The sequence below is a fragment of the Cellulomonas sp. P4_B5_2 genome, from assembly GCF_056402235.1.
This window is the reverse complement of record NZ_JBFUHU010000019.1, coordinates 1-26347: the sequence shown is the minus strand read 5'-3', so window position 1 is coordinate 26347 and position 26347 is coordinate 1. Positions and strand designations below refer to the sequence as shown.

Sequence of the window (26347 nt, the reverse complement as noted above, 5' to 3'; positions counted from 1 at the left end):
TCGCTGACCAGGTGGCCGCCCGCGGCCACCGCCGCGGCCCCCCGCGCCTCCGCCTGGTCGTGCGCCACGATCACGTCGAAGTGGATCCGGTTGCGCTGCGGACGGGGCGAGTCCATCTGCTGGAACCAGATCGACGGCCCGATCCCCGCCGGGTCCACCAGATCCTCCGCGGCGGTCAGGTCGTACCCCATCACGGCCGCCCAGAACGGCCGCACCGCCGGGATGTCGAGCGCGTCGACGGCGATCTCAAGCATCTCGCTGCGCGGGACGTCGCCGGTCACCCCGAGCTCGTCGGCCAGCGCGCTCACGGTGGCGGCCAGGTCGACGTCGCGCTGGGTCAGCCCGCCGGCGTCGTGGCTCGTGGTGGTCACGGTGACCTGTCCCCAGCGCAGGACGACGTCGGGGTGGTGGTTCGCCGCGTCGGCGGCCGCCGCGATCCGGGCGACGAACGCCGCGGCGGTACTGAAGTCGGGGGTCGCGAACGTCGCGCGCAGCGACTGCAGGAGTACGCGCCAGTGCCGGGAGTCGACCGCGGCCGTGACGTCGGAGTGACGCAGGAGGGTGGTGTCAGCCATCCGTCCACCCTGCCACCGGACGCCCACACGCGTCGCGGTCAGTGCTGCAGGGCCGCCTCCTCGGCCGAGTCCGCCCCGGCCCGGATGTGCCGGGTGACCCACGGGGCGAGCGCGAACATCGCCCCGGCGAACACGAGCGCGATGAGCCCGATGGTGCCGAAGTACGCCGCCGGGCTGGCGTCCGGCGTGGACTGGATGACCTGCGCGGCGATCGCGTTGCCCGCCGACGGCGCGAGGAACCACAGCGCCATCGCCTGCCCACGGAACGCCTTCGGGGCCAGCAGGGTGGTCGCGGCCAGGCCCACCGGGGACAGGCACAGCTCACCGATCGTCTAGATGACGTAGACCACCACGAGCACCCACGCGGGGGTCTTGCCGCCGTCCGCCAGCCACGAGGCACCCGCCAGGAACACGAAGCTCAGCGCCGCGAACGTCAGCCCGAGCGCGAACTTCACCGCGGTCGGCGGGCGGTCGTCGAGCTTGATCCACAGCCACGCGAACACCGGCGCCAGCAGGATGATCGCGGCCGGGTTGATGGACTGGAACAGCTCCGGCGACACCGCCGTGCCGAAGATCGTCAGCTCGGTGTTGTCCTGCGCGTACGACGCCAACGTGCTCGCCGCCTGCTCGAAGATCATCCAGAAGATCATGGCCGCGACGAACAGCGGGATGTAGGCGCGCAGTCGGGTCCGCTCGTGGTCGTTCACCTTGGGCGACCGGAACATGACGATGAACGTCGCGACGGGCGCGGCGAAAGCGAGGTAGGAGATCGCGTCGATGAACGTCGGCAGGCCGAACCCGCCCTGGACCAGCCAGGCGAGGGCGACCGCCGCCGCGATCCCCACCAGCACGGCGGCGAAGAGCCGGACCACGCCCGGGCGGTCCTGCGGCGTCAGCGGGTTCGGTGGGACGTCCCCGGCGCCGCCCAGGTACTTGCGTCCGAGCACGAAGAACACGAGCGCGATCGCCATGCCGATCGCCGCGACGGCGAAGCCCCAGTGGTACCCGCCGACCGCCCGGGCGGCACCGACCAGGAACGGCGCCGCGAGCGAGCCGATGTTGATGCCCATGTAGAAGATCGAGAAGCCCGAGTCGCGACGCGGGTCCTCCCGGTCGTACAGCTCGCCCACCATGCTCGAGACGTTGGGCTTCAGCAGGCCGGTACCCAGCGCGACCAGGACGATGCCGAGGTAGGAGAAGCCGGCCGACGGGACCGTGAGCGCCACGTGGCCCGCGGCGATGATGATGCCGCCGTAGAGCACCGACCGCCGTGCACCGATCACCCGGTCAGCCAGCCAACCGCCGAGCACCGACAGCAGGTAGACCGACGAGCCGTAGATGGCGACGAGCGCCTCGCCCGACGTCTGCTCGATCCCGAGGCCGCCGTTGGCCAGGGTGTCGGTCAGGTAGAACAGCAGGATGGCGCGCATCCCGTAGTAGCTGAACCGCTCCCACAGCTCGGTCCCGAACAGGGTGAACAGACCCATCGGCTGACCGAAGAAGGCCCGGTCGCCGGGCAGCGTGTCCACCTTGCGAGCCGGCGCCGAGCCCCCCGCGTTCGCGTCGCTCATGGGCCCATCGTGGCCTCGCACCCCGCGAGCCACCACCCCCGGGCGCTCGGGCGGCGGCGCGGCGGTCCCCCGGCTACCGTCGCCGGGTGCCCTCGATCCACTGGTTCCGCCGCGACCTGCGGCTCGCGGACAACCCCGCGCTGCTCGCCGCCGTCGAGGAGGCGCGGGCCGCCGACGACGAGATCGTGCCGCTCTTCGTCGTCGATCCGGCCCTCTGGCGCTCGGCGGGCGCACCGCGGCTGGCCTACCTCGCGCGCAGCCTTCTGGCGCTCGACGAGGCGCTCGACGGCCGCCTCGTCGTCCGGCGTCACGGCAGCGACCGAGCCGTACGGCCGGCGTCGCGACGAGGCGGTCGAACGCGCGCTCGACGTCCCCCTGGTCCGCACCGGCTCGCCGTACGCGGTGGCGCCCGGTCGGCTGAGCACGCAGGCGGGCACCCCGTTCCAGGTGTTCACCCCGTTCCGCGGTGCCTGGCTGGACCACGGCTGGTCCGCCCCGGCGCGACGACCGCAGCGCGTCCCGTGGGCCGACCTCCCCTCCGACGGCGTCCCCGCGAACCCGGCGACGGACGTCCGGCTCCCCCCGGCCGGGGAGCACGCCGCCCACGCGCGCTGGTCGGAGTACCTGCGGGACGGCCTGGAGGAGTACGGCACCCTGCGCGACCGGCCCGACCTCGACGGCACGTCGATGCTCTCCATCCCGCTCAAGTACGGGGAGCTGCACCCGCGGACGCTCCTCGCCGACCTGGCGCAGGCGCCGTTCGACACGGCGACCTTCCGGTCCGAGCTGGCGTGGCGCGAGTTCCACGCCGACGTGCTCTGGCACCACCCCGGCGCGGCGCGGCGGTCGCTGCGGACCGTGGTCCCGGAGGACTCGTGGGACGACGGGGACGCCGCGTTCACCGCCTGGGTGGACGGCCGGACCGGGTACCCGTTCGTCGACGCGGGAATGCGCCAGCTCCGCGCGCTCGGCTGGATGCACAACCGGGTCCGCATGGTGGTGGCATCGTTCCTGGTCAAGGACCTGCACGTGCGCTGGCAGCGGGGTGCGCAGCACTTCATGGACTGGCTGGTGGACGGCGACGTGCCGCAGAACCAGCTCAACTGGCAGTGGGTGGCCGGCACCGGCCGGGACGCCGCACCGTACTTCCGGGTGTTCAACCCCGTGACGCAGGGCCAGAAGTTCGACCCCGACGGCTCGTACGTGCGGCAGTGGGTGCCGGAGCTGCGCGGGATCCCCGGGCGCGCCGTGCACCAGCCGTGGACGCTGGGGCTCGAGGCGCCCGAGGACTACCCGGACCCGATCGTGGACCACGCGGCGGAGCGCAAGGTCGCCCTCGACGACTTCCACCGCGGCCGCGGAGGCTAGGCCGCGACGAGCTCCGGGGCGGCCTCCTCGAGCGCCTCGTGGGTCGCGGCGCCCGTGTCGCGGAAGTGTCCGACCGTGGCGAGCAGGAGGCCGAGGACCGCCCACGACGCCAGCGCGACCCAGAGCTGGGTGGTGTCCGCGCGCGGGAAGTACGACTCGTCGCGCAGCAGGGCGGCTGCTGCGCCGGGGGGCATCCACTGGCCGATCGCTCCCCACGGCGCCGGCAGCATCTGCCACGGCTGCGCGGCGGACGCGATCGGGTTGGCGACGAGCAGGAAGAGCACCGGACCGATCGCGATCCCGGCACGGCCGACCACCGACACGCACCCGACGATCACCCCGGCGATCGCCAGGATCGCGAGCGCGACGATCCCCGCGTTCACCGCGTACGAGCCGGCCAGCGCCCCGAACCACCCCTGCAGCACGCCCGCGACCGCGAACCCGCCCAGGACCGAGTACCCGACGACCGCGGTCACCCGACGCCACACGCCGACGACCCCCAGCGAGATCGCGATGCCGCCGATCATGCCGCCGATCACCAGCGGGAACGTGACCGCGCCGAGGATGGCGCCGCGAGGGTCCCCCTCCAGCAGGGGCACCACGTCGGTCACTGGGACCGGCGCACCCACCTGCGCCTGCAGGGCGGGGGCGAGGGCGGTGAGCTGCTGCGCGACGAGCGGGCTCCCGCCCGACGCGGTGAGGATCTCCGGCTGCGCGCCGAGCACGACCGCGCCGTAGATCTCGCGCGTCTGCACGAGGTCGACCGCAGAGGTGCGGTCCTGCGCGGTGACGACGTCGAACACGCCTGGGGCGCGCTCCTCGAGCGCCTGTGTGAAGGGCACGACTGCGGCAGCCGGCCCGGCGACGGCGACCGGCARGTCGTGCGGCTCGGAGGTGACCGCCGGCCACAGGAAGGCGAGCACCAGCACGGTGAGGGCGCCGGCGAGGCCGACCCCCAGGCCGAGGAGGCGACGCCACGGGGTGTGGGGCTGCGCGTGCATGACAGGGTCCTCTCGTCTAAACCGAACGTTCGTTCTTCTAGACGATCGTCGTCCCCGCGTGTCGCAGTTGTCAAGAACGATCATTCGTTTTTATGCTGCCTCGTGCCCAAGGTCACCGAGGAGTACCGCGTCGCCCGCCGGGACGAGATCGCCGAGGCCGCGCTGCGGGCTTTCCGCCGCAAGGGGTTCCAGGCCACGTCGATGGCGGAGATCATCGCCGAGTCCGGGCTCTCCGCCGGCGCGATCTACGGGCACTACGCGAGCAAGGACGCGATCATCGTCGACGTGGCGTCCCGCGTCGTCGGCAACCGGATCCTCGACGTCGAGCGGCTGGCGGAACGCGATCCCCTGCCAGCGCCGCCCACGATCCCCCGCGTGCTCATCGGCGGCATGCTTGACGCGATCGGCAACCCCGCGATCATGCTGCAGCTCTGGGGTGAAGGGGTCACCGACCCGGCGGTGCGCACCGTGGCGTTCGACGTCATCGTGCGCCTGCGCGGGGCGCTCGAGCGATACACGTCGCTCTGGCACCAGCGCACCCACGGCACCCCGCCCGACGACGCCGACGCCCTCGCCGCCGAGCAGGTCCCGCTGCTGATCGCCGCGGTGCAGGGCTTCGTGGTGCAGTCGGCGATGGTGCCGGACTTCGACGCGGAGGCGTACCTGGCCAGCGTCGAGAAGTACCTGCCGCAGTAGACCCGCCTACGTCGGGATCTGGCTCGCCCGGAACTCGTCCTCGAGCAGCCCCATGAGGATGCCGTCGCACCAGCCCTCGCCGTCGCGGTACGCGTCGCGCTTGCGACCCTCGATGCGGAACCCGAGGTTCTCGTACAGGGACTTGGCGCGCGCGTTGATGCTCAGCACGTCCAGCTCCACCCGGTGCAGGCCGAGCCCGTCGAAGGCGAGCCCGAGCATGAGCTGGATCGCCTCCGTGCCGTACCCGCGGCCGCGGTAGCCCGGACGCATCGCCAGCCGCAGGTTGGCGGAGAGCACCACGTCGTCGATGTCGTTGAGCACGATCTCGCCCAGGTACTCGTCCGCGCCGTTCACGGTCACCGCGAGGTCGATCCGGCCCTCGGCGGAACCCACCGAGGCGCACCAGGCATCGATCTCCGGACGGGTGAACACCGCCGTGGTGCCGGTCAGCCGCCGCCCGTCGGGGTCGCTCACCGACTCCCACACCGCGTCCGCGTCGTCCGCCCGGATGGGTCGGAGCACGATCATCTCGCCCTGGAGCGTGGGCTTCTCCATCGGTGCCTCCTGTCGCCGCGGCGAACGCTACGGCCCGGGTATGGCGGGGACGTGGGGGGCCACGGGGGTGGCTAGGAACCGATCCGCTCCAGCAGCAGCTCGCGCACGCGACCCGCGTCGGCCTGCCCGCGGGTCGCCTTCATGACCGCGCCGATGATGGCGCCGACCGGTCCGAGGTTGCCGGACCGGATCTTCTCCGCGATGTCGGGCTGCGCCGCGAGCGCCGCGTCGATGGCCTCGAGCAGCGGACCGTCGTCGGACACGACCTCGAGGCCGCGCGCGACGAGCACCTCCTCCGGGTCACCCTCGCCGGCCAGCACGCCCTCGAGCACCTGGCGGGCCAGCTTGTCGTTGATCCGGCCGTCGTCGACCAGCTTCTGCAGCTGCCCGACCTGCGTCGGGGTCACCGGCAGGTCCGCCAGCTCGACCTCCTGCTGCTTTGCCGTGCGGGCCAGCTCGCCCATCCACCACTTGCGCGCGGCGGCAGGGCTCGCACCCGCCGCGATCGTGGTCTCGATGAGCTCCACGGCGCCGGCGTTGACCACGTCACGCATCTCGGCGTCGGCGTACGCCCACTCCCCCTGCAGCCGGCGGCGACGGGCTGCGGGCAGCTCGGGCAGCGAGGCCCGGATCTCCTCGACCCATGCGCGGTCGGGGGCGATCGGGACCAGGTCGGGCTCCGGGAAGTACCGGTAGTCCTCGGCGTCCGACTTCACGCGGCCGGAGGCGGTGGTGCCGGTGTCCTCGTGCCAGTGGCGGGTCTCCTGGATGATCGCGACGCCGTCGTCGAGCACGCCCGCCTSCCGGCTGACCTCGTAGCGCACGGCCCGCTCCACCGACCGGAACGAGTTGACGTTCTTGGTCTCGGTGCGGGTGCCCAGCGGCGACTCGGGCGTCGGGCGGATCGACACGTTCACGTCGGCGCGCACGTTGCCGCGCTCCATCCGCGCCTCGGAGACCTCGAGCGCCCGGAACAGGTCCCGCAGGGTCTGCACGTACGCGCGCGCCACCTCGGGGGCCCGCGCGCCCGCGCCGGTGATCGGCTTGGTGACGATCTCCACCAGCGGGATGCCCGCGCGGTTGTAGTCGACCAGCGAGTACTCGGCGCCGTGGATGCGCCCGTCGGAGCCGCCGATGTGGGTGTTCTTGCCGGCGTCCTCCTCCATGTGCGCGCGCTCGATCTCGACGCGGAAGATGCTCCCGTCGTCCAGCTCGACGTCGACCCAGCCCTCGTACGCGATGGGCTCGTCGTACTGCGACGTCTGGAAGTTCTTGGGCACGTCCGGGTAGAAGTAGTTCTTCCGGGCGAACCGGCACGTCTCGGCGATCGAGCAGTTCAGCGCSAGSCCGATSCGGATCGCGTACTCGACGGCCTTGCCGTTGACCACCGGCAGCGAGCCCGGGAGCCCCAGCGAGACGGGCGTGACCGAGGTGTTCGGCTCCTCGCCGAACCCGGCCGGCGCACCGTCGAACATCTTGGTCTTCGTGCCGAGCTCGACGTGCACCTCGATGCCGATGACCGTGTCGTAGCGGGCCACCGCGTCGTCGTAGTCGACCAGCGCGCTCATCGTCCGACCTCCAGCTCGGGAGCCTTGCTGAGCAAAGGTCCGCCCCACTCGTTCTCCAGCAGCGCCTCGAGCGCCGCACCCACGCGGTACAGCCGGTCGTCGGCCTTCGCCGGGGCCAGCACCTGGAACCCGACCGGCAGGCCGTCGTCGGACAGGCCGCTGGGCAGCGACAGCCCGGGGACGCCGGCGAGGTTGGCGGGGATCGTCGCGACGTCGTTGAGGTACATCGCCAGCGGGTCGTCCAGCTTCTCGCCCAGCTTGAACGCGGTGGTCGGCGCCGTCGGCGAGACCAGCACGTCTGCGGCCTCGAACGCGGCGGTGAAATCGCGCTGGATGAGCGTGCGGACCTTCTGCGCCGAGCCGTAGTAGGCGTCGTAGTAGCCGGCCGACAGCGCGTAGGTGCCGAGGATGATCCGGCGCTTGACCTCGTCGCCGAAGCCCTGGCCGCGCGTCGCGGACATGACGCGCTCCGCGGTGGGGTTGTCCTCGGGGACGACCCGCAGGCCGAAGCGCATGCCGTCGAACTTGGCCAGGTTGCTGGACGCCTCGGCCGGGAGGATCAGGTAGTAGGCCGCGAGCGCGTAGGTGAAGTGCGGGCAGGAGACCTCGACGATCTCGGCGCCCGCGCCGCGCAGCAGCTCCAGCGACTCCTCGAACCGTGCGAGCACCCCCGGCTGGTAGCCCTCGCCCTGCAGCTCGCGGATGACTCCGACGCGCACGCCGGACAGGTCGCCGTTCGCGCCCTGGCGGGCCGCGGCGACGAGCGCGGGCAGCGGCTCGTCGATGGACGTGGAGTCGCGCGGGTCGTGCCCGCCGATGAGCTCGTGCAGGAGCGCCGAGTCGAGCACCGTGCGCGTGACGGGACCGGCCTGGTCCAGCGACGACGCCAGCGCGATGAGCCCGTACCGGGACACCCCGCCGTAGGTGGGCTTGACGCCGACCGTGCCGGTGACGGCGGCCGGTTGGCGGATCGAGCCGCCCGTGTCGGTGCCGATCGCGAGGGGTGCCTCGTACGCGGCGACCGCCGCGGCGGACCCGCCCCCGGACCCGCCGGGGATCCGGTCCAGGTCCCACGGGTTGTGCGTGTTGCCGTACGCGGAGTGCTCGGTGGACGASCCCATGGCGAACTCGTCCATGTTGGTCTTGCCGAGGATCGGCAGGCCCGCGGCCTTGATCCGCTCGACCAGCGTCGCGTCGTACGGCGGGATCCAGCCCTCGAGGATCTTCGAGCCGGCGGTGGTCGCCAGGCCCTTGGTGACGACGACGTCCTTGACCGCGATCGGCACGCCGGCGAGCGCGTGCAGCGACTCCCCGGCAGCGCGGCGCGCGTCGACGTCGGCTGCCGTGGCGAGCGCGGCATCTCCGCTGACCTGCAGGAACGCGTGGATCGCACCGTCCACGTCGGCGATCCGGTCGAGGTGCGCCTGCGTCGCCTCGACGCTGGACACCTCCTTCGCGGTGAGCTTCTCGGCCAGGGCCGCCGCGGAGATGCGCGTCAGGTCGCTCACGCGTCCTCCCCCAGGATCTGCGGGACCGCGAACTTGCCGTCGATGTGCTCGGGCGCGGCCGCGAGCACCAGGTCGCGGTCGACCGGCTCCACGAGGACGTCGGGGCGGAACACGTTGGTCAGCGGCAGGGGGTGGCTGGTGGCCGGCACGTCGGGCGTGGCGATCTCGCTCACGCGGGCGACCGACTCGACGATGACGTCGAGCTCGCCCGCGAGGCGGTCGAGCTCCGCCGGCGTGAGGTCGATCCGTGCCAGGCCCGCCACGCGCGCGACCTCGTCGCGAGAGAGGGTGGACATGGCTCGGAGTCTAGACGTTGGGGACCGGCTCCCTACGCTGGGCAGCATGGCGACGAGTCCCGACGACATGCGGGCCGCGGTCACCGCGAGCATGGCGGACCGCACCGGCCGCACCCTCGACGAGTGGGCGACCCTGGTGCACGACACCAGCGGCGTCGACCCGCTCGACCAGAACGCTGTCCGGCGCTGGCTCAAGGACGTGCACGGCGTCCCGCAGAACACCCAGTGGACGATCGCGTTCGAGGTCGCCGAGCGAGCGGGGTGGGAGCGTCCGGACGTGGACGGCTACGTCGAGATGCAGTACACGGGCCGCACGGCCGGGCTGCGGCCGATCTACGACGCGCTCGAGCGCGCCCTGCTCGCGCTGGGCGACGACGTGCGCCGGGAGGGCCGGTCGACCTACGTGCCCTTCGTCCGCGCCCGCCAGTTCGCCGCCGTCGCCGCGACCACGGCCACGCGCGTCGACGTCGGTCTGCGGTTCGTCGACCCGCCCGACGACCCCCGCCTCGTCCCCGCGAAGGCGCCCGGCTCGGCGACGCACCGGGTCGCCGTCACCGACGTCTCCCAGGTCGGCGACCTGCTCGGGCTGCTGCGCGCCGCCTACGAGCAGAACGGATAGTCGGACAGGCGTTCACTTTCCCCGGTGTGTGCTCCCCGATCGACGCCGCCCGGTAAGTACGATTTGCCGAGACTGGTGGTGCGTGGCCGGCCCCTGCCCCGCGGGTCCGATCCGCCGCCTGCTCCCGACCGTGCTCCCCCGACAGGGCCACGCGCCCCCGACGACGCCCCTGCGAGGCCGCCCATGCCACCGAAGCTCAAGACCGCCCTCTTCTGGATCATCGCGATCTTCCTCGTGTACGCCATCGTCACCAGCCCGGACCGCGCCGCCGACCTCGTGCGCGCCCTCTGGGACATCATCGTCAGCGCGTTCTCCAGCTTCGGTCAGTTCTTCTCCAACCTGACCGAGTGACATGGGCACCGTCGAGCAGACCCTGGCGGGGCACCGGACCCTGCGCAAGTACGTGCTGCCCGGCGAGCGCGTCGTCCTGACGCGCCGGTCCCACTGGGCCAAGCTCCTGGAGCCCACCCTCACCACGCTCGTCGCCTTCGTGCTCGTGGCGTGGCTCGTCGACGTGGCCGGCACCGCCGTCGGCGACCGGTCGGCGTGGCTCTGGTGGCTGTGGCTCGCCGTGCTGGCCCGCCTGGCCTGGCGGGTGCTCGACTGGCGCAACGAGTGGCTCGTCGCCACCGACAAGCGGATGCTCATGCTCTACGGGCTCATCACGCACAAGGTCTCGATGATGCCGCTGGTCAAGGTCACCGACATGCGGTACTCCCGGTCCATCCCCGGTCGCATCCTCGGCTACGGGGAGTTCCTGCTGGAGTCCGCCGGACAGGACCAGGCACTGGGGCGCATCGCATGGGTGGCCGATCCCGACGCCACCTACCGCGAGCTCTGCGCGATCATCTTCACGCCCACCCAGTCGCCGCACGTGAGGCCACCGTCCGTCGCGGTGCGCCAGCCCGTGCCTGAGGGGCGTCCTGCCTGGCCGGCCATCCGCGAGCACCGGCCGGGAGACACCCAGCCGATCCGCATCCCGCCGCGGGCGACCACGCGCGACGACGGCCCGGGGTGGGCGGTGTCCGGGGACACCGGCACCTACGTCCCGGTCGAGGACCCCGTCCGCCGCTACGACGACTGACTAGACCCGCTCGATCGCGGCGGCTACCAACGCGAGCAGCGCCTGCGCGTAGGCGTCCGCGGCCGTGTCCCCGGTGAACAGGCGCTCCGGCCGGCCCGAGTGCTCGATGACCACCCCGTACTGCCCGTCGGTGGACCGCGCCAGGCTCCGGAACGTGCCACCCAGCAGCTCGCGCAGCTGGTCCTCGCGCGGCAGCCACAGCGCGTCCTCCTGCGCGACCGAGTCGAGCGCCCACTCGGTGGTCCCGTTGAAGCCCAGGACGGTGCCGGTCGGGTACTCGTGCGGCTCCACCACCATGTCCGAGATGGTGAACACCTGGTCCTCGAGCGTCCGGACGGCGAACCGGTCACCGGGTCGGGGGTGCCAGCTCAGCCCGGCCTCGTGGAGCTGCTGGGCGCGCGCGACGGAGATCATCGATCAAGTATCYGCCCGCGTCCTGATGATCACCCTTCGGCGAGCGCCGCGACGCACTCCCGCAGCAACCGCCTCAGCTCGGCACGGTCCCCCGCGGGCAGCGCCCCGATCATCCGGGACTCCACCGCGGCGACCGCGGCGCTCGCGCGTGCCAGCCGCTCGCGCCCCAGCACCGTGATCTCCGTCGGCAGGACCCGCCCCACCGGCGCCAGCTCGGCGCGCGAGACCAGACCGTCCCTCGCCATCTGCTGCAGGAGCACGTTCATCGACTGCCGGGACACGAACGCGCCGCGGGCGAGGTCGCTGCTCGACAGTCCGGGCCGCTGCGCGAGCAGCTCCAGGCACGAGTACTGCGTGATCGTCATGTCCAGCGGACGCAGCACGGCGTCCATCGCCGCGTGCAGGACGCTCGACGCCTCCTTGAGCAGGTAGCCGATCGACGTCTCGAGCTCCACGCCTTGACCCATGTCAGTAGTCTGACATAGCCTGACGATGTCAGTTAATTGACACGAATCCCGATCCCAGGAGCTCACCATGCCCGTCACCGGCCCCGACTTCGTCTCCCTGCAGGTGCGTGACCTCGAGCGCTCCGCCGCCTTCTACGAGCGGTTCCTCGGCGTGGTCCGCGCGGCGTTCAGCCCACCGCACGCCGTGGTGTTCGACACCCGCCCGATCGCGTTCGCCGTGCGCGAGGTCGCACCGGGGGTCGACCTCGACGCGACCGCGCAACCCGGGCTCGGCACGGCCGTCTGGCTGCACGCACCGGACGCGCAGGAGATCCACGACGCGCTCGTCGCGGCGGGGGTGCCGATCGCGTCCGCCCCGGTCGACGGACCGTTCGGTCGCACGTTCACGTTCGCCGACCCGGACGGGTACCACGTCACGCTCCACGACCGGGGCTGAGACTGAGACCTAGCGGGTGCTGAACGCGGCGTCGAACGACGCGGCCGGCGGGTCGAACGCGTTGCGCTTCACGAACTCCAGCGCCTCGGGAGCACCCAGCAGCCGGTCCATCCCCGCGTCCTCCCACTCCACGGAGATCGGCCCGTCATACCCGATGGAGTTGAGCGCCCGGAACGACGCCTCCCAGGGCACGTCGCCGCGTCCGGTGGACACGAAGTCCCACCCGCGGCGCAGGTCTGCCCACGCCAGGTGCGAGCCCAGCCGCCCGTTGCGGCCGTTGCCCAGCCGGAGCTTCACGTCCTTGCAGTCCACGTGGTAGATCCGGTCACGGAACTCGAGGATGAAGTCGACCGGGTCCAGCTGCTGCCAGATGAAGTGGCTGGGGTCCCAGTTCAGCCCGAACGCCTCGCGGTGGCCGATGGCCTCCAGGGTCCGCACGGTCGTCCAGTAGTCGTAGGCGATCTCGCTGGGGTGCACCTCGTGCGCGAACCGCACGCCCACCTCGTCGAACACGTCGAGGATCGGGTTCCACCGGTCGGCGAAGTCCTGGTAGCCCGCGTCGACGGCCTCCTGCGAGACCGGCGGGAACATCGCGACGTACTTCCAGATGCTCGACCCGGTGAACCCCACGACGGTCTTCACGCCCAGCTTCGCGGCGATCCGGGCCGTGTGCTTCATCTCCTCGGCCGCCCGCTGCCGGACGCCCTCCGGGTCGCCGTCCCCCCAGACGACGTCGGGCAGGATGTCGCGGTGCCGCTGGTCGATGGGGTCGTCGCAGACCGCCTGGCCCTTGAGGTGGTTGGAGATCGCGTAGACCTTCAGGCCGTACCTCTCCAGCAGCGCGAGCTTGCCGGCGACGTACTCCTCGTCGTCCCAGCGCCACGGATCCAGGTGGTCGCCCCAGCACGCGATCTCGAGGCCGTCGTACCCCCAGCCGCTGGCCAGCCGCGCGACCTCCTCGAACGGCAGGTCCGCCCACTGGCCGGTGAACAGGGTGATCGGTCGCGCCATGGTCAGCTCTCCTTCGCCACGGATGTCCACGTGCTGTTGTCGGCCGCGGACCGTTCCACGGCGTCGAGCACCCGCTGCACCGCGAGCCCGTCGGCGAAGCTCGGCTCGGGCTGCCGACGCGACGCGATCGCCGTGATCAGGTCCACCGCCTGGTGCGTGAACGCGTGCTCGTACCCGAGACCGTGACCCGCGGGCCACCAGGCTGCCACGTAGGCGTGCTCGGGCTCCGTGACGACGATCCGCCGGAACCCGGCCTCCCACGCGGGCTGTGACGCGTCGAAGTAGTGCAGGACGTTCATGTCCTCGAAGTCGAACGCGAGCGAGCCCGCCGAGCCGTTGATCTCGAGCCGGATCGCGTTCTTGCGGCCCCACGCGAAGCGGGTGGCCTCGAAGGTCGCCAGTCCCCCGCCGGACATCCGGCCCAGGAAGATCGCCGCGTCGTCGACCGTCACCGGACCGGTCTCGCTGCCCGCCGTGCCGTGCAGGCCGGAGTGCTCCGAGGCGACCGGACGTTCCTTCACGAACGTCTCCAGCACGGCCGAGACACCCGTGACGGACTCGCCCGTGACGAACTGCGCGAGGTCGATGATGTGCGCGCCGATGTCCCCGAGCGCCCCCGAGCCGGCCTTCTGCTTGTCCAGCCGCCACGACAGAGGCGCCTGCGGGTCCGCGATCCAGTCCTGCAGGTACTGCGCGCGCACGTGCCGGACCGTGCCGATGCGCCCGTCCGCGACGAGCGTGCGGGCCAGCTGGATGGCGGGGACGCGACGGTACGTGAAGCCGACCATCGCCAGCCCGGGGGCGCTCTGCGCGGCGCGGACCATCGCCTCGGCCTCCTCGACCGAGTTGGCGAGCGGCTTCTCGCACAGCACGTGCTTGCCCGCCTCGAGCGCGGCGATCGCGATCTCGGCGTGGGTGTCGCCCGGGGTGCAGATGTCGACGAGGTCGATGTCGTCCCGGGAGACGAGGGCCTTCCAGTCCGTCTCGGTGCTGGACCACCCCAGCCTCGCGGCCGCGGCGGTCACCGCGGCGGCGTCGCGGCCGGCAACGGCCGCCATGTCCGGGTGCAGCGGCAGGTCGAAGAACCGGGGGGCGTTGCGCCAGGCCTGCGAGTGCGCGATGCCCATGAACGCGTACCCGACCATGCCGATGCCCAGGCGCGGGACTGCTTGTGTCACGACTCCTCCTCGAGTCCTGTGGGTCCGGGCGGGCCGCTGCGGAACAGCCCGCCCGGACGGGTCAGGCTGGTCAGGACTCGAACGCGGTCGGCAGGTACTGCTCGACGTTGTCCTTGGTCACCACGGGGGCGAACAGCTGGATCGTGCGCGGCACCTCGACCTCGACCAGGTCGCTCATCGACTTGCCCTGCACGAGCAGCCGGGCCAGCTTGATGCCGTCCGCGGCCTGGGTGGACGGGTAGATGACCGTGGCCTTGAGGACGGTGTCGTCGGCCTGGATGGCCTCCATGACGTTCTTGGAGCCGGCGCCGCCGACCATGAAGAACTCGTCGCGACCGGCGTTCTCGATGGCGGCCATGACGCCGACACCCTGGTCGTCGTCGTGGTTCCAGATGGCGTCGAGCTTCGGCGCCGCCTGCAGCAGGTTGGCCGCTGCGGCCTCGCCGCCCTGGACCGTGAAGTCGGCCGCGACGCGGTTGCTCACCTCGAGCCCGCAGGCAGCGAGCGCGTCGGAGAAGCCGCGGCTGCGGTCCTGCGTCAGGGGCAGCGAGTCGATGCCGGCGATCTCCGCGACCTTGGCGTCGGCGTTCCCGCCCAGCTCGCCGCAGATGTACGCACCGGCGCTGACGCCCATGCCGTAGTTGTCGCCGAGGATCGTCGTGCGGGCGGCGTCGGAGTCCTCGAACTCGCGGTCGACGTTGACGACGACGATGCCGGCCTGCATGGCCTTGATGGCGACCTCGGTGAGGGCGGCGCCGTCGAACGGCAGCAGGACGATCGCGTCGACCCCGTCGTTGATGAACTGCTCGATCTGGCTGATCTGCAGGTTGACGTCGTTGGTGGCCTCGGCCTGCACCAGCTCGACGTCGGAGTACTTGGCGGCCTCGGCGACGGCCGACTTGGTGATCGAGCCCATCCAGCCGTGGTCGGCCGCCGGGGCGGAGAAGCCGATGACGACCTTGTCGCCGGGCTCGTCGTTGCCGGTGGCTGCGGCCGCCGGCGCCTGCGCGGTGCCGGTGTCCTCGGCCTCGGGTGTGTTGGACGTGCAGCCGACGACGAGTGCGAGGGCGGCAGCGGTGCCGGCGGCTGCGAGCCACTTCCGGCGGAGCTGTACAGACATGACGATCCTCCTTGATCGGACGGGCGTGGTGCGGGGGGCAGAGCGGGGAGAGGTCAGGTTCCGGCGCGGGAGCGCTCGGCGATGCGCTGCTGGAGCAGCACGGCGACGACGATGATCACGCCCTTGGCGATGGCCTGCGCCGAGATGGACAGGTTGTTCTGCGTGAACACGTTGCTGAGCGTCGTGAAGATCAGGACGCCCAGGAAGGTGCCGACGATGGTGCCGCGGCCGCCGATGAGCAGGGTGCCGCCGACGACCACGGCGGCGATGGCGTCGAGCTCGTAAAGCTGGCCGTTGGTGGAGCTGCCGGCCGTGGTGCGGCCGAGCATCATGACGCCGCCGATGCCGGCCGTGAGACCGCACAGCGCGTACAGGTACATCGTGTGGCGCTTGACCTTGATACCCGCCAGCCGTGCGGCCTCGGGGTTGCCGCCGACCGCGATGGTGCGGCGACCGAACGTGGTGCGGTTCAGCAGGATCCAGCCGGCGACGGACACCAGAACGAAGATCCACACGAGCATCGGCACGCCGATGGGCGACGACCGGAAGAAGTCGAGGAACGGGTCGACCTTGACGATCTGGGTCTGCCGTCTGGCGATGATCTCCGCCAGGCCGCGGGCGGACACGAGCATGGCCAGCGTCGCGATGAACGCGACCACCTTCCCGTACGCGATGAGCACGCCGTTGATCAGTCCCGCGCCGATGCCGACGCCGAGCGCGCAGAGCACGATGATCGTCCAGTGGAAGTCCTCCGCCATGGTCTGCGTGGCCAGCGTGGAGGCCCACACCGACGCCAGCCCGATGACGGAGCCGACGGACAGGTCGATGCCGCCACCGGTGATGACGAAGGTCATCCCGATGCTGATCACCCCGAGCACCGACGCGAGCCGCAGGATGGTGAGGAGGTTGTCGATGCTGGCGAACCGCTCGCCGGCGGTGATGACGCCGAAGACGCAGATCGCCACGAGGGCGATGACCAGGCCGAGGTTGCGCCCGGTGGCTCCCTGGAGGAGTCCCCCACGAGACGTCTCCCCGGCCTTGGCCACCTGCTCCACCCGAGCGGACTCGTCGGCGGCGGGGACTGTCAGGTCCTGGTCGCTCACGCGGCACTTCCTTCCATGACGAGATCGAGCACGCGGTGCTCGTCGATGCGGGACGCGGGTCCCTCGTGGACCACCCGACCCTCGGAGATCACCAGGACGCGGTCGGACAGGCCGATCACCTCCGGGATGTCACTGGACACGACCACCACGGCGGCACCCTGGGCGGCCAGGTCGGCGATCAGCGCGTAGATCTCGGCGCGGGCGCCGACGTCGACGCCGCGCGTGGGCTCGTCGAGGAGCAGCACCGTGCAGCCGTGCACGAGCCAGCGAGCGAGGAGAACCTTCTGCTGGTTGCCGCCGGACAGGGTGCGCGCGCTGCGCTCGGGGTCCGACGGCCGGACGTCGAGCGCGTCGATCTGCTCGCGCGCGATGCGCCGCTCGGCGCCCTCGTCGAGGAACGACGCGGTGGCGTTGCGCGTGAACGTGGAGAGCGTGATGTTCCGGTACACCGGCTCGTCGAGGATCAGGCCCTGGCTCTTGCGCTCCTCGGGGCAGAGCCCGATGCCGGCGGCCACCGCGTCGCTCACGGAGCCGGCGCGCAGCTGGTCCTCCCCGACGTGCACCGTGCCGGCCGTCGCCCTGCGCGCGCCGAAGACGGTCTCGAGGATCTCGGTGCGTCCCGACCCGACAAGCCCGGCGAGCCCGATCACCTCACCGGCGCGGACCTGGAACGACACGTCGGTGAACGCTCCGCGCAGCGCGAGCCCCTCGACCCGCAGCACCGTGGGGGCGTCGTCGGCCACGGCCGGCCGCGGCGGGATGGCGTACTCCACGGTGCGGCCGGTCATGAGCTTGATGAGCTCGGCGGTCGGTGTCTGCGCCGCCGGGAGCCCGGTCGCGACCGTCCGCCCGTCCTTGAGGACCGTGATGCGGTCGCCGATCTGGCGGATCTCGTCGAGGCGGTGCGAGATGTAGACGACGGCGACACCGGACGCGGTGAGCTCGCGGACCACGCGGAAGAGGTTGGTGACCTCCTCGGCGTCCAGCACGGCCGACGGCTCGTCCATGACGATCACCCGGGCGTCGTGCGAGAGGGCGCGCGCCATGCTGACGATCTGCTTGCCCGCGGCCGAGAGCCGGCCGACCTCACGGTGGGGCGAGATGTCACCGTGGCCGAGGCGGGTCAGGAGCGCCCGCGTGCTGGCCGTCGCCGCGCGTCGCTGCGAGAACCCGGCGGTGGCCAGCTCGTGGCCGAGGTAGATGTTCTCCGCGACGGAGAGCCCGTCGACGACGTCGAGCTCCTGGTACATCGTCGCGATGCCGAGCTTGAGGCCCGCGACGGGGTGCGCGATGGTGACCGGCTGCCCGTCCAGGAGGATCTCGCCCTCGGTCGGCTGGTGGGCGCCGGCGAGCACCTTGATGAGCGTGGACTTGCCCGCGCCGTTCTGGCCCAGCAGGCAGTGGACCTCGCCCGCCCGGATCTCCAGGTCGACGCCGTCCAGCGCCCGGGCTCCCGGGAACTGCTTCACGATGCCGCGCATCTGCAGCAGCGGCGGGTCCTCGTTGACCATGAGCAGGAACGTAGAACCACTTCTGCCGCTGGTCAAGCAAAAGTCGCCACTGCTGTGTCATGGTTACGTGAACGTGACCTACGTAAGGCGGAATGGTTCACTGTGCGCATGGACGAGCTCCTCAAGTTCGCTCCCCGGCCGACGGGCGCCGGGGAGATGTTCCAGCTCCTCCGTGACCGCCAGCCGCGCACGCGCTCCGACCTGGCCACGCTCACCGGGCAAGCGCGTTCCACGATCGCCGCCCGCGTCGACCTCCTGCTGTCCTCCGGGTTCGTCGCGCCCGCGGGCGAGGCCAGCTCCACCGGCGGCCGTCCGCCCGCCACCTTCGCGTTCAACCCGGCGGCCCGGGTGGTCCTCGCGGTCGACCTCGGTGCCACGCACTCCCGCCTCGCCCTGACCGACTTGGTGGGCACCGTGCTGGCCGAGCACCACGAGCCCATCGCGATCGCCGAGGGTCCGGCGCCGGTGCTCGACCGTGTCGTCGAGGTCGGCGTCGACCTGCTGGCCACCGCTGGCCGGCCGGTCAGCGACCTCGTCAGCGTGGGCGTCGGCCTGCCCGGTCCCGTCGAGCACTCGACCGGCCGGCCCATCAACCCGCCGATCATGCCCGGGTGGGACGACGCGGACGTCCCCGCGCTCCTGTCCCGCAAGCTGCGCGTCCCCGTGCTGGTGGACAACGACGTGAACGTGATGGCGCTCGGCGAGCACACGTCGCAGTGGCCGGACGTCGACCACCTGCTCTTCGTCAAGGTCGCGACGGGCATCGGCGCCGGGATCATCTCCGACGGCCAGATCCGTCGCGGCGCCCAGGGCGCGGCCGGCGACCTCGGGCACATCGCCGTGCCGGGCGGCCTGGACCTGCCCTGCCGGTGCGGGAACACCGGCTGCCTCGAGGCGGTCGCCAGCGGACCTGCCATCGCGAGCGCCCTGAAGAACGCCACGACGAGCGCCGACGTCGTCGCGCTGGTGCGCGCCGGCGACCTGGACGCCAGCCGCGAGGTGCGCGAGGCCGGTCGGCACATCGGCGAGGTGCTCGCCGCGTGCGTGAGCATGCTCAACCCGTCGGTCATCGTCATCGGCGGCGTCGTGGCCGAGGCGGGCGAGCACCTGCTGGCAGGCATCCGCGAGGTCGTCTACCGTCGCTCGCTGCCGCTGGCCACCCAGCACCTGCGCATCGTCGCGTCCCGCACCAAGGGCCGCGCCGGAGTGCTCGGCGCCTCCGCCATGGCCTCCGAGCACGTGCTGTCCGCCGCCGCCATCGACGCCCTGATCAGCTAGGAGACCCCGCCGTGACCGATCAACGTCGAGCCCTCGTCGTCCGGGGCGGATGGGACGGGCACGCGCCCGAGGAGGCCGCCGAGCTCTTCGTGCCGTTCCTGCGGGAGCACGACTTCGACGTCGTCGTGGAGGGATCGCTCGAGGCCTACGCGGACGCCGAGCTCATGGCCGCGACCGACCTGGTGGTGCAGTGCTGGACCATGGGCGACATCCTGGCCGACGAGCTCCGCGGCCTGCGCACCGCCGTCGCTGCGGGCACGGGGTTCGCCGGCTGGCACGGCGGGATCATCGACTCGTTCCGGATCGCCACCGACTACCTGCAGCTGGTGGGCGGCCAGTTCGCGGCACACCCGGGCGGCGCGCTGGTCGAGCACACGATCAACATCACCGGCGACCACCCGATCGTCGCGGGAGTCCACGACTTCACGCTGCGCTCCGAGCAGTACTGGCTGCTCACCGACCCGCTCAACGACGTCCTCGCCACGACGACGATCGCTCCCGGGCCCGACGACCCCTGGCACGCGCCCGTCACGTCGCCGGCCGTCTGGACCCGCCGCTGGGGCGCCGGTCGCGTGTTCGTCTGCGCACCCGGACACCTGCTGGCCGACCTCGAGGTGCCCGCCGTGCGGACGATCATCGAGCGCGGCCTGCTGTGGGCCAGCCGGTGAGTCAGCCGCGCTCCCGGTAGACGTACCGCTCGGCCGGCTGGAACCCGAGGCCGGAGTAGAGCGCCGCCGCGGCCGTGTTCTCGGCCTCGACCTGCAGGAACGCCCGTCGCGCCCCCCGCTGGGCAGCCTCCCCGAGGGCCCGCACGGTGAGTGCCCGACCCAGCCCGTGGCGACGGGCAGCCGGCGCGACGACGAGGCAGGACAGGGCGACCCACTCCTCCGCGAACGCGGCGCGGACCACGCCGACCAGCCCCGAGGGGTCGGTGGCGGTGAGGTAGAGCGCCGGCGCCCCGCCGAGCACCGCGCGAGCCAGACGCAGGCTCGTCTCGTCGGCCTCCGATGCTGCGCCGGTGGCGTGCAGCCGGGCCTTCGAACCGGACCACGCAGCGAGCCAGGCGTCGTCGGGCCGGTCGACGACCGAGATCCGCACCGGCCCCGCGGCCGTGCGGGCGGTGCCGCGGGGAGTCTCGATCCCGTCCAGCTCGCGGACCAGGACGTCGGTACGGGACATCACCTCGTAGTCGCGCAGGGCGAGCAGGTCGTCCAGACCTCGCGGCGCCGCCCGGCACACGCGCACGATCGACGGCTGCCCCTCCTGCGCGTACAGCTCCTCGACGCGGTCGAGCGTCGCGGTGATGTCGGACGGCGTGCCGAGTGGCAGGACGCTGTTGGCCCGCCGGGTCAGGCCGCCCGAGAGGCCCACGCGCCAGCCGTCCAGGTCGACCACGCGCGCGGGCGGCCACGTCGCGGACTCGACCAGGGCACCGGGCGCGTCCGGCGGGGTCCACGTGTGCACGCGCAGGTGGACCTCGACGTGCCCCCAGTCCCGCTCCGGCACCGCGACGAAGCCGAGCCGCTCGTACAGCCGCTGGGCGGCCTCCATCGAGTCGAGCGTCGAGAGCACCACGCGCTTCGCCCCGCCGGCGACCGCCTCGCGCAGCGCCGCGGTCATGAGCACCTCGGCGATCCCCCGCCGCCTCGCCTCCGGGGCGACCGCGAGCATGCGGATCTCCAGCTCGCCCGGCTCGGCGATCTCCGCGTACGACGTGCCGTAGGGCGCGAGCGTCACGGTGCCGACGACCACCGGCTCGCCGTCGTCCGTGGGCAGCGTGGCGACCAGCAGGGTCGCCTCGCGTGCCCGCCGCTCGGCGTCCCGCAGCTCGTCCGCGTAGGAGTCGGTCGCGTCCAGCAGCCGGTCGGCCAGGTACGCCTCCGCGGTCAGCGCCCCGGCGTCCGCCACCTGCGGACCGACCGCCACCCGCACGACGGCGCCTGCGGCCACCTCACGCCTCCGCGGGTTCGGCCGCGGCGTCTCCCACGCCGGAGGGCCCCTCCGCCAGCAGCCGCTCGAACCCGGCCTCGTCGAGGATCCGCAGCCCGAGCTCGCGCGCCTTGGCCTCCTTGGATCCCGCGTTCTCCCCGACCACCACGTAGTCGGTCTTCTTCGACACGCTCCCCGCCGACTTGCCGCCGCGAGCCAGGATCGCCTCCTTGGCGCCGTCGCGGCTGAACCGCTCCAGCCCGCCGGTGACCACGACCGTCAACCCCTCGAGCGTGCGCGGCGCCGACTCGTCGCGCTCCTCCTGCATCCGCACGCCCGCCGCCGCCCACTTCTCGACGATCGCCGCGTGCCACTTGTCGTCCTCGCCAGGCTGCTCGAACCATCCCACGACCGCGGACGCGATCGTCGGGCCGACGCCCTCGGCTGCGCCGATCTCCTCCTCGGTGGCCGTCGCGATCGCCGGGATGGACGCGAAGTGCTGCGCGAGCGCGCGGGCCGCGGTCGGACCGACGTGCCGGRTCGACAGGGCCACGATCACCCGCCAGAGCGCCGCCTGCTTGGCCTTCTCCAGGTTGCCGAGCAGAGCCGTCCCGGTCGCGTTCAGGTCCCCTGCCCCGCGGACCACCCCGCCGACCTTCGAGCTGGTGGACAGGGTGAACAGCGGGACCTTGCGCAGCGCGTCCGCATCGAGCGCGAACAGGTCGCCCTCGTCGGTGACCACGCCCGCGGTGAGCAGCGCGTTGGCGGCCTCCCAGCCGAGCGCCTCGATGTCGAACGCCCCGCGCGAGGCCACGTGGAACAGCCGCTCGCGCAGCTGCGACGGGCAGGACCGCTGGTTGGGGCAGCGGATGTCGACGTCGCCCTCCTTGGCCGGCGCCAGCGGGGTGCCGCAGGAGGGGCACTCGGTGGGCATGACGAACGCGCGCTCCGTGCCGTCGCGCAGGTCGACGACCGGACCGACGATCTCAGGGATCACGTCCCCGGCCTTGCGCAGCACCACGGTGTCCCCGATGAGCACGCCCTTGCGCGCGACCTCGCTGGCGTTGTGCAGCGTCGCCATCTCGACGGTGGACCCCGACACGAACACCGGCTCCATCACCCCGTACGGCGTCACGCGACCGGTGCGCCCGACGTTCACGCGGATGTCGAGGAGCTTGGTGTTCACCTCCTCGGGCGGGTACTTGTACGCGATCGCCCATCGCGGCGCCCGGCTGGTGGATCCGAGCCGGCGCTGCAGCGCGATCTCGTCGACCTTCATCACGATGCCGTCGATCTCGTGCTCGACGTCGTGCCGGTGCTCGCCGTAGTACGCGATCATCTCCCGCACTCCGTCGAGGCCCTCGACGATCCGCGTGTGCCCGGACACCGGCACGCCCCACGACGCCAGCAGGTCGTACACCTGCGACTGCCGCTCGATCCCGGTCCCCCGCCCGGCACCCCAGACGAGCGCGCCGATGCCGTGCGCGTACATCCGCAGGTCCCGGGACGCGGTGACCCGCGGGTCCTTCTGCCGCAGCGAGCCCGCAGCCGCGTTGCGCGGGTTGGCGAACGGGCTCTTGCCCGCCTCGACCTGGGACGCGTTGAGCTCGGTGAACGCCGCGACCGGCAGGAACACCTCGCCGCGGATCTCGATGCGGTCGGGGTGCGTCGCGGGGTCCCCGCCGAGGACGTCGGGGATGGTCGAGATGGTCCGGACGTTCAGGGTGACGTCCTCGCCGGTGCGCCCGTCCCCACGCGTCGCGGCCCGGACCAGCCGGCCCTTCTCGTACAGCAGCGCGATGGCCAGCCCGTCGATCTTCAGCTCGCACAGGTAGTGCAGCGCGGCGTCCGACTCGAGGTCCCGGTGCAGCCGGCCGGCCCACGTGGAGATGTCCTCGTCGGAGAACGCGTTGTCCAGCGAGAGCATCCGCTCCACGTGCTCGACGGACGCGAACTCCGTGGAGAAGGTGCCGCCCACCCGCTGCGTCGGGGAGTCCGGGGTGCGCAGCCCGGGGTGCTCGTCCTCGAGGGCCGTCAGCTCGCGCAGCCGCTCGTCGTACTCCTTGTCCGACGACACCGGGGCGTCGCGGATGTAGTACGCGAACTGGTCCGCCTCGATCAGGCCGGCCAGCTCGGCCCACCGGTGTCGTGCCTCGGCGGGGATCTCACGCGTGGCGGCGGGGTCGTCGATCTCGTTGCTCACCGTCACATCATGTCGCGCGGGACCCACACGCGCGGCGACCTACCGGCGGACCCGCGCAGCGACCAGCAGCCCGACGCTGGTGAGCACGCCACCGACCGCGAGGACCGCCCCGACGGCGAAGAGCGCTGTCGACGCCGACGCCACGACGACCTCCGTCGGCTCCCCCGCGACGTCCCACGTGCAGATGGCCTGCGGCGGGACGACGGTGTACCGCACGGACGCCGAGTCGGTGCCGGCCGAGTAGGCCGCCACGCACGGATCCATGTCGTCGTTCTGCGAGGTCAGGGTGGTCACGCCGATGCCGGTGTAGCAGACGACCAGCAGGACCATGCCGACGATCGCCGCCCCCGACGCCACCAGCAGCGCGAGTGCGCGCGCCACGCTCGGCTGTGCTGCAGCCACGCTCAGTCCTCCGCTCGTTCGGCCACGATCCGGGCGGCGCGCACCAGACCGGCCAGCACCGCGCGCGCGTCGTCCGGGCTGCCCTTGCCGGTGACGTCACCGGCCAGCAGCACGACGTCGCGCAGCCCCGCCATCGCCAGTCCCACGGACCGCCACGGCCGGGTGAGCGTATCGGCCTGACCGGTCACGTCCGGACCGGCGCACTGGGAGGACGCCTGCGGGGGCAGCTCGGGCCAGAACGCGAGCCCGCCCTCGACGACCTCGGCGACCTTCTCCCAGCTGCGCTCGTCCAGCGCGGTGACGGCCAGCCCGAACCCGTCGACCTCGGCGGCTCGGATCGCCCCGAGCGAGGTCCATGCCGTGCCGCCGTGCACGATCACGCGCACGCCGTCCAGAGCGCGCGCCACCGCGCCGATGCGCTCGGCGGCCACCGGCCCGGGGACCGAGCGCAGCGCGGAGTAGCCGGAGAACGACGGCAGCACGCCCGCCATCACCTGGGCGAGCAGCGGCTCGTGCAGGAGGACGGTCGGCTCGGCGCCGGGGACGGAGCGGCGGATGGCCGCGAGGTGCTCGGCGATGCCTGCGGCCAGCGACGCGGTGAGCTCGCGGACGGCGCCCACGTCGGAGACCACCCGGTCGCCGCGCGCGAGGTACAGCGAGGCGGCGAGCGTCATCGGCCCCAGCACGGGGACGACCAGCGGACCGCTCCACCCGTGCCCGGCGACCGCGAGCGCGTCGACGTCCTCGCGCACGTACGCCTGAGCCCGGGCGAGGTCCCGGCTGGGCCGGTCGGCGAGCTTCCAGCCGTGCGGTCCCAGCTCGGTGGGCAGCTCGGCGAGGAGCGCGGACGCCCGGCCGACGCGATCGCTCCACGGCCCGCGTTCGGCGAGCGTCACCGTGAACGGGAGGCCGACCACCTCGGACGGGGTGTCGACGAGGTCACCGACCACCACCGTCTGCGCCTCGAGCACGTCGAGACCGGGCCACGGCCCTGTGCCCGTGACGCCCGGCAGCCCCCCGCTCACCGGGTGACGCCGGCGGTGGCGCGCTGCGCTGCGGTCACGGTGGCCTGACCGAGCACGCGGGTGCCGTCGTACAGCACGGCCGACTGCCCGGGGGCGACGCCGCGCAGCGCACCGGCCTCGTCGAGCGCGATCTCGACGACGCCGTCCCGCACGACCGCGCGGCCGGGCACGGCGGCACCGTGCGCCCGGACCTGCAGCGCGCAGTCGAAGGAGCCGTCCGCGTCGGCGAACCACACGGCCCGGTCCGCCTCGACGCTGCGCACGGCCAGGTCGTCCGCGGACCCGACCACGACACGGTTGTTCACCGGCTCGACCGAGAGCACGTACCGAGGCTTCCCGTCGGCGGCGGGCCGCCCGATCGACAGCCCCCGGCGCTGCCCCACGGTGTACGCGTACGCGCCGTCGTGGGCGCCCAGCACAGTGCCCGAGGCGTCGACGATCTCGCCCGGCTGCGACCCGAGCCGCGAGCGCAGGAAGCCCTGGGTGTCGCCGTCCGCGACGAAGCAGATGTCGTAGGAGTCCGGCTTGGCGGAGACCGACAGCCCGCGGGCGGCTGCCTCGGCGCGCGTCTCCTCCTTGGAGGCGACGTCGCCCAGCGGGAACATCGAGCGCGCCAGCCGCTCCGGGCCCATCACGGCGAGCACGTAGGACTGGTCCTTGGCCAGGTCGCGCGCGCGGTGCAGCTCCCGGGTGCCGTCGGCGCGGGTCTCGATGCGCGCGTAGTGGCCCGTGCACACGGCGTCGAACCCGAGCGCGACGGCCTTGTCCAGCAGGGTGGCGAACTTGATGTGCTCGTTGCAGCGCACGCACGGGTTGGGGGTCCGACCGGCCTCGTACTCGGCGACGAAGTCCGCGACCACCGTCTCCTCGAAGCGCTCGGACAGGTCCCACACGTAGTACGGGATGCCCAGCACGTCCGCGGCACGGCGTGCGTCGCCGGCGTCCTCGATCGAGCAGCACCCCCGCGAGCCGGTGCGGAACTGGTCGCGGGTGCGGGACAGCGCCATGTGCACGCCGACGACGTCGTGCCCGGCGTCGACCGCGCGCGCCGCGGCGACCGCCGAGTCCACCCCGCCGGAGAGTGCTGCGAGGACGCGCATCAGGAGCCCGCCCCGACGGTCGCGAGCCCGGCCGCGCGGGCGCGGTCCACGACGCCGGGCAGCACCGCGAGCAGCGCCTCGACGTCGTCGACCGTCGACGTGTGACCCAGGCTGAACCGCAGCGCGCCGCGCGCCGCGAGCTCGTCGACCCCCATCGCCAGCAGCACGTGGCTCGGCCGCGGGACCCCGGCCTGGCAGGCGGAGCCGGTCGACGCCTCGATCCCGGCGGAGTCCAGCAGGTAGAGCAGGGAGTCGCCCTCGCAGCCCGGGAAGGTGAAGTGCGCGTTCGCGGGCAGTCGCCGGGAGATGTCCCGCGGACCCCGCAGGAC

Annotated in this window: 28 protein-coding genes and 1 pseudogene; 8 read left to right on the top strand and 21 right to left on the bottom strand. The window is 72.5% G+C overall.

Annotated features, from left to right (window positions below; genetic code table 11):
• The 3 genes from AC1DUQ_RS02660 to AC1DUQ_RS02650 form a co-directional block, all read right to left on the bottom strand.
• Positions 1-575: 4a-hydroxytetrahydrobiopterin dehydratase (locus AC1DUQ_RS02660; RefSeq protein WP_477073354.1), on the bottom strand; the 575-nt coding region annotated here is incomplete at its 3' end.
• A 38-nt stretch (positions 576-613) separates the two neighbouring features.
• The gene (locus tag AC1DUQ_RS02655; RefSeq protein WP_477073353.1) at positions 614-880 is read right to left on the bottom strand and encodes a hypothetical protein; all 267 of its coding nucleotides are present in this window, start codon (positions 878-880) and stop codon (positions 614-616) included.
• Between the two features lie 27 nt (positions 881-907).
• Complete coding sequence (locus AC1DUQ_RS02650; RefSeq protein WP_477073352.1) at positions 908-2146, bottom strand: peptide MFS transporter; 1239 nt, start codon at positions 2144-2146, stop codon at positions 908-910.
• Between the two features lie 86 nt (positions 2147-2232).
• On the opposite strand from AC1DUQ_RS02650, the pseudogene AC1DUQ_RS02645 reads away from it, so the two are divergent.
• Positions 2233-3514: pseudogene (locus AC1DUQ_RS02645) on the top strand (cryptochrome/photolyase family protein).
• Here AC1DUQ_RS02645 and AC1DUQ_RS02640 read toward each other — a convergent pair.
• On the bottom strand, positions 3511-4515 hold the full coding sequence (locus AC1DUQ_RS02640; RefSeq protein ID WP_477060462.1) for an ABC transporter permease: 1005 nt from the start codon (positions 4513-4515) through the stop codon (positions 3511-3513). The pseudogene AC1DUQ_RS02645 and the gene AC1DUQ_RS02640 sit on opposite strands and share 4 nt — an antisense overlap.
• Positions 4516-4617: 102 nt before the next feature.
• Here AC1DUQ_RS02640 and AC1DUQ_RS02635 point away from each other — a divergent pair, with 102 nt between their 5' ends.
• A complete protein-coding gene (locus AC1DUQ_RS02635) occupies positions 4618-5211 on the top strand; it encodes a TetR/AcrR family transcriptional regulator (protein ID WP_477060461.1) in 594 nt (197 codons plus the stop codon).
• A 6-nt stretch (positions 5212-5217) separates the two neighbouring features.
• Here the strand turns inward: AC1DUQ_RS02635 and AC1DUQ_RS02630 are convergent, their stop codons facing one another.
• The 4 genes from AC1DUQ_RS02630 to gatC all read right to left on the bottom strand — a co-directional run bounded on the left by AC1DUQ_RS02630 (position 5218) and on the right by gatC (position 9138).
• The gene (locus AC1DUQ_RS02630) at positions 5218-5766 is read right to left on the bottom strand and encodes a GNAT family N-acetyltransferase (protein ID WP_477060460.1); all 549 of its coding nucleotides are present in this window, start codon (positions 5764-5766) and stop codon (positions 5218-5220) included.
• A gap of 71 nt (positions 5767-5837) precedes the next feature.
• Positions 5838-7334, bottom strand: a complete 1497-nt coding sequence (gene gatB, locus AC1DUQ_RS02625) for an Asp-tRNA(Asn)/Glu-tRNA(Gln) amidotransferase subunit GatB (RefSeq protein ID WP_477073351.1) — start codon at positions 7332-7334, stop codon at positions 5838-5840.
• Complete coding sequence (gene gatA / locus AC1DUQ_RS02620; protein WP_477060458.1) at positions 7331-8842, bottom strand: Asp-tRNA(Asn)/Glu-tRNA(Gln) amidotransferase subunit GatA; 1512 nt, start codon at positions 8840-8842, stop codon at positions 7331-7333. The genes gatB and gatA overlap by 4 nt, the downstream gene beginning before the upstream one ends.
• A complete protein-coding gene (gatC, locus tag AC1DUQ_RS02615) occupies positions 8839-9138 on the bottom strand; it encodes an Asp-tRNA(Asn)/Glu-tRNA(Gln) amidotransferase subunit GatC (RefSeq protein WP_056096944.1) in 300 nt (99 codons plus the stop codon). The genes gatA and gatC overlap by 4 nt, the downstream gene beginning before the upstream one ends.
• Positions 9139-9184: 46 nt before the next feature.
• On the opposite strand from gatC, the gene AC1DUQ_RS02610 reads away from it, so the two are divergent.
• The 3 genes from AC1DUQ_RS02610 to AC1DUQ_RS02600 all read left to right on the top strand — a co-directional run bounded on the left by AC1DUQ_RS02610 (position 9185) and on the right by AC1DUQ_RS02600 (position 10841).
• On the top strand, positions 9185-9757 hold the full coding sequence (locus AC1DUQ_RS02610) for a DUF5655 domain-containing protein (RefSeq protein WP_477060457.1): 573 nt from the start codon (positions 9185-9187) through the stop codon (positions 9755-9757).
• A 183-nt stretch (positions 9758-9940) separates the two neighbouring features.
• Complete coding sequence (locus AC1DUQ_RS02605) at positions 9941-10108, top strand: hypothetical protein (RefSeq protein WP_200938657.1); 168 nt, start codon at positions 9941-9943, stop codon at positions 10106-10108.
• Between the two features lies 1 nt (position 10109).
• The gene (locus AC1DUQ_RS02600) at positions 10110-10841 is read left to right on the top strand and encodes a PH domain-containing protein (RefSeq protein WP_477073350.1); all 732 of its coding nucleotides are present in this window, start codon (positions 10110-10112) and stop codon (positions 10839-10841) included.
• Here AC1DUQ_RS02600 and AC1DUQ_RS02595 read toward each other — a convergent pair whose 3' ends face one another.
• A complete protein-coding gene (locus AC1DUQ_RS02595) occupies positions 10842-11255 on the bottom strand; it encodes a pilus assembly protein CpaE (protein ID WP_477060455.1) in 414 nt (137 codons plus the stop codon).
• Positions 11256-11284: 29 nt separating this feature from the next.
• Positions 11285-11722 (bottom strand): MarR family winged helix-turn-helix transcriptional regulator, encoded by a 438-nt coding sequence (locus tag AC1DUQ_RS02590; RefSeq protein ID WP_477060454.1) that lies wholly within the window; start codon positions 11720-11722, stop codon positions 11285-11287.
• Positions 11723-11789: 67 nt separating this feature from the next.
• Between AC1DUQ_RS02590 and AC1DUQ_RS02585 the strand changes: the two genes are divergently transcribed.
• Positions 11790-12158, top strand: coding sequence for a VOC family protein (locus tag AC1DUQ_RS02585; RefSeq protein WP_477060453.1), 369 nt, complete (start codon positions 11790-11792; stop codon positions 12156-12158).
• 9 nt (positions 12159-12167) lie between these two features.
• On the opposite strand, the gene AC1DUQ_RS02580 is transcribed toward AC1DUQ_RS02585, so the two are convergent.
• The 5 genes from AC1DUQ_RS02580 to AC1DUQ_RS02560 form a co-directional block, all read right to left on the bottom strand.
• Positions 12168-13169, bottom strand: a complete 1002-nt coding sequence (locus AC1DUQ_RS02580; protein WP_477060452.1) for a sugar phosphate isomerase/epimerase family protein — start codon at positions 13167-13169, stop codon at positions 12168-12170.
• Positions 13170-13171: 2 nt separating this feature from the next.
• Positions 13172-14314 carry a Gfo/Idh/MocA family protein gene (locus AC1DUQ_RS02575; protein ID WP_477060817.1) on the bottom strand — a complete coding sequence of 381 codons (1143 nt, stop codon included), beginning with the start codon at positions 14312-14314 and terminating at the stop codon, positions 13172-13174.
• Positions 14315-14417: 103 nt separating this feature from the next.
• Positions 14418-15467 carry a substrate-binding domain-containing protein gene (locus AC1DUQ_RS02570; RefSeq protein WP_477060451.1) on the bottom strand — a complete coding sequence of 350 codons (1050 nt, stop codon included), beginning with the start codon at positions 15465-15467 and terminating at the stop codon, positions 14418-14420.
• A 53-nt stretch (positions 15468-15520) separates the two neighbouring features.
• The gene (locus tag AC1DUQ_RS02565; protein ID WP_477060450.1) at positions 15521-16570 is read right to left on the bottom strand and encodes an ABC transporter permease; all 1050 of its coding nucleotides are present in this window, start codon (positions 16568-16570) and stop codon (positions 15521-15523) included.
• A complete protein-coding gene (locus AC1DUQ_RS02560; protein WP_477060449.1) occupies positions 16567-18081 on the bottom strand; it encodes a sugar ABC transporter ATP-binding protein in 1515 nt (504 codons plus the stop codon). The genes AC1DUQ_RS02565 and AC1DUQ_RS02560 overlap by 4 nt, the downstream gene beginning before the upstream one ends.
• 108 nt (positions 18082-18189) lie before the next feature.
• Here AC1DUQ_RS02560 and AC1DUQ_RS02555 point away from each other — a divergent pair, with 108 nt between their 5' ends.
• Together AC1DUQ_RS02555 and AC1DUQ_RS02550 are read left to right on the top strand one after the other, a co-directional pair.
• Complete coding sequence (locus AC1DUQ_RS02555) at positions 18190-19359, top strand: ROK family protein (RefSeq protein ID WP_477073349.1); 1170 nt, start codon at positions 18190-18192, stop codon at positions 19357-19359.
• Between the two features lie 11 nt (positions 19360-19370).
• Positions 19371-20027 (top strand): ThuA domain-containing protein, encoded by a 657-nt coding sequence (locus AC1DUQ_RS02550; protein WP_477060447.1) that lies wholly within the window; start codon positions 19371-19373, stop codon positions 20025-20027.
• A 1-nt stretch (position 20028) separates the two neighbouring features.
• On the opposite strand, the gene AC1DUQ_RS02545 is transcribed toward AC1DUQ_RS02550, so the two are convergent.
• The 6 genes from AC1DUQ_RS02545 to AC1DUQ_RS02520 form a co-directional block, all read right to left on the bottom strand.
• Positions 20029-21309, bottom strand: a complete 1281-nt coding sequence (locus AC1DUQ_RS02545) for a GNAT family N-acetyltransferase (RefSeq protein ID WP_477060446.1) — start codon at positions 21307-21309, stop codon at positions 20029-20031.
• Position 21310: 1 nt separating this feature from the next.
• Positions 21311-23491 carry an NAD-dependent DNA ligase LigA gene (gene ligA, locus AC1DUQ_RS02540; RefSeq protein WP_477073348.1) on the bottom strand — a complete coding sequence of 727 codons (2181 nt, stop codon included), beginning with the start codon at positions 23489-23491 and terminating at the stop codon, positions 21311-21313.
• 39 nt (positions 23492-23530) lie between these two features.
• Positions 23531-23893, bottom strand: coding sequence for a hypothetical protein (locus AC1DUQ_RS02535; RefSeq protein ID WP_477060444.1), 363 nt, complete (start codon positions 23891-23893; stop codon positions 23531-23533).
• Positions 23894-23895: 2 nt separating this feature from the next.
• The gene (locus tag AC1DUQ_RS02530; protein ID WP_477060443.1) at positions 23896-24918 is read right to left on the bottom strand and encodes a uroporphyrinogen decarboxylase/cobalamine-independent methonine synthase family protein; all 1023 of its coding nucleotides are present in this window, start codon (positions 24916-24918) and stop codon (positions 23896-23898) included.
• Complete coding sequence (mnmA, locus tag AC1DUQ_RS02525; protein ID WP_477060442.1) at positions 24915-26018, bottom strand: tRNA 2-thiouridine(34) synthase MnmA; 1104 nt, start codon at positions 26016-26018, stop codon at positions 24915-24917. The genes AC1DUQ_RS02530 and mnmA overlap by 4 nt, the downstream gene beginning before the upstream one ends.
• Positions 26018-26347, bottom strand: a 330-nt coding sequence (locus AC1DUQ_RS02520; protein ID WP_477073347.1) for an aminotransferase class V-fold PLP-dependent enzyme, incomplete at its 5' end; no start/stop codon positions are given. The genes AC1DUQ_RS02520 and mnmA, both read right to left, overlap by 1 nt.

What these genes read in the sequence shown, in the direction of transcription:
- AC1DUQ_RS02610 (WP_477060457.1), top strand. Translation starts at nt 9,185, where the DNA reads ATGGCGACGAGTCCCGACGACATGCGGGCCGCGGTCACCGCGAGCATG.
- AC1DUQ_RS02580 (WP_477060452.1), bottom strand. Translation starts at nt 13,169, where the DNA reads ATGGCGCGACCGATCACCCTGTTCACCGGCCAGTGGGCGGACCTGCCG.
- AC1DUQ_RS02575 (WP_477060817.1), bottom strand. Translation starts at nt 14,314, where the DNA reads ATGGTCGGGTACGCGTTCATGGGCATCGCGCACTCGCAGGCCTGGCGC.
- AC1DUQ_RS02650 (WP_477073352.1), bottom strand. Translation starts at nt 2,146, where the DNA reads ATGAGCGACGCGAACGCGGGGGGCTCGGCGCCGGCTCGCAAGGTGGAC.
- AC1DUQ_RS02560 (WP_477060449.1), bottom strand. Translation starts at nt 18,081, where the DNA reads ATGGTCAACGAGGACCCGCCGCTGCTGCAGATGCGCGGCATCGTGAAG.
- gatC (WP_056096944.1), bottom strand. Translation starts at nt 9,138, where the DNA reads ATGTCCACCCTCTCTCGCGACGAGGTCGCGCGCGTGGCGGGCCTGGCA.
- AC1DUQ_RS02595 (WP_477060455.1), bottom strand. Translation starts at nt 11,255, where the DNA reads ATGATCTCCGTCGCGCGCGCCCAGCAGCTCCACGAGGCCGGGCTGAGC.
- AC1DUQ_RS02630 (WP_477060460.1), bottom strand. Translation starts at nt 5,766, where the DNA reads ATGGAGAAGCCCACGCTCCAGGGCGAGATGATCGTGCTCCGACCCATC.
- AC1DUQ_RS02590 (WP_477060454.1), bottom strand. Translation starts at nt 11,722, where the DNA reads ATGGGTCAAGGCGTGGAGCTCGAGACGTCGATCGGCTACCTGCTCAAG.
- AC1DUQ_RS02555 (WP_477073349.1), top strand. Translation starts at nt 18,190, where the DNA reads ATGGACGAGCTCCTCAAGTTCGCTCCCCGGCCGACGGGCGCCGGGGAG.
- AC1DUQ_RS02605 (WP_200938657.1), top strand. Translation starts at nt 9,941, where the DNA reads ATGCCACCGAAGCTCAAGACCGCCCTCTTCTGGATCATCGCGATCTTC.
- AC1DUQ_RS02600 (WP_477073350.1), top strand. Translation starts at nt 10,110, where the DNA reads ATGGGCACCGTCGAGCAGACCCTGGCGGGGCACCGGACCCTGCGCAAG.
- AC1DUQ_RS02585 (WP_477060453.1), top strand. Translation starts at nt 11,790, where the DNA reads ATGCCCGTCACCGGCCCCGACTTCGTCTCCCTGCAGGTGCGTGACCTC.
- mnmA (WP_477060442.1), bottom strand. Translation starts at nt 26,018, where the DNA reads ATGCGCGTCCTCGCAGCACTCTCCGGCGGGGTGGACTCGGCGGTCGCC.
- AC1DUQ_RS02570 (WP_477060451.1), bottom strand. Translation starts at nt 15,467, where the DNA reads ATGTCTGTACAGCTCCGCCGGAAGTGGCTCGCAGCCGCCGGCACCGCT.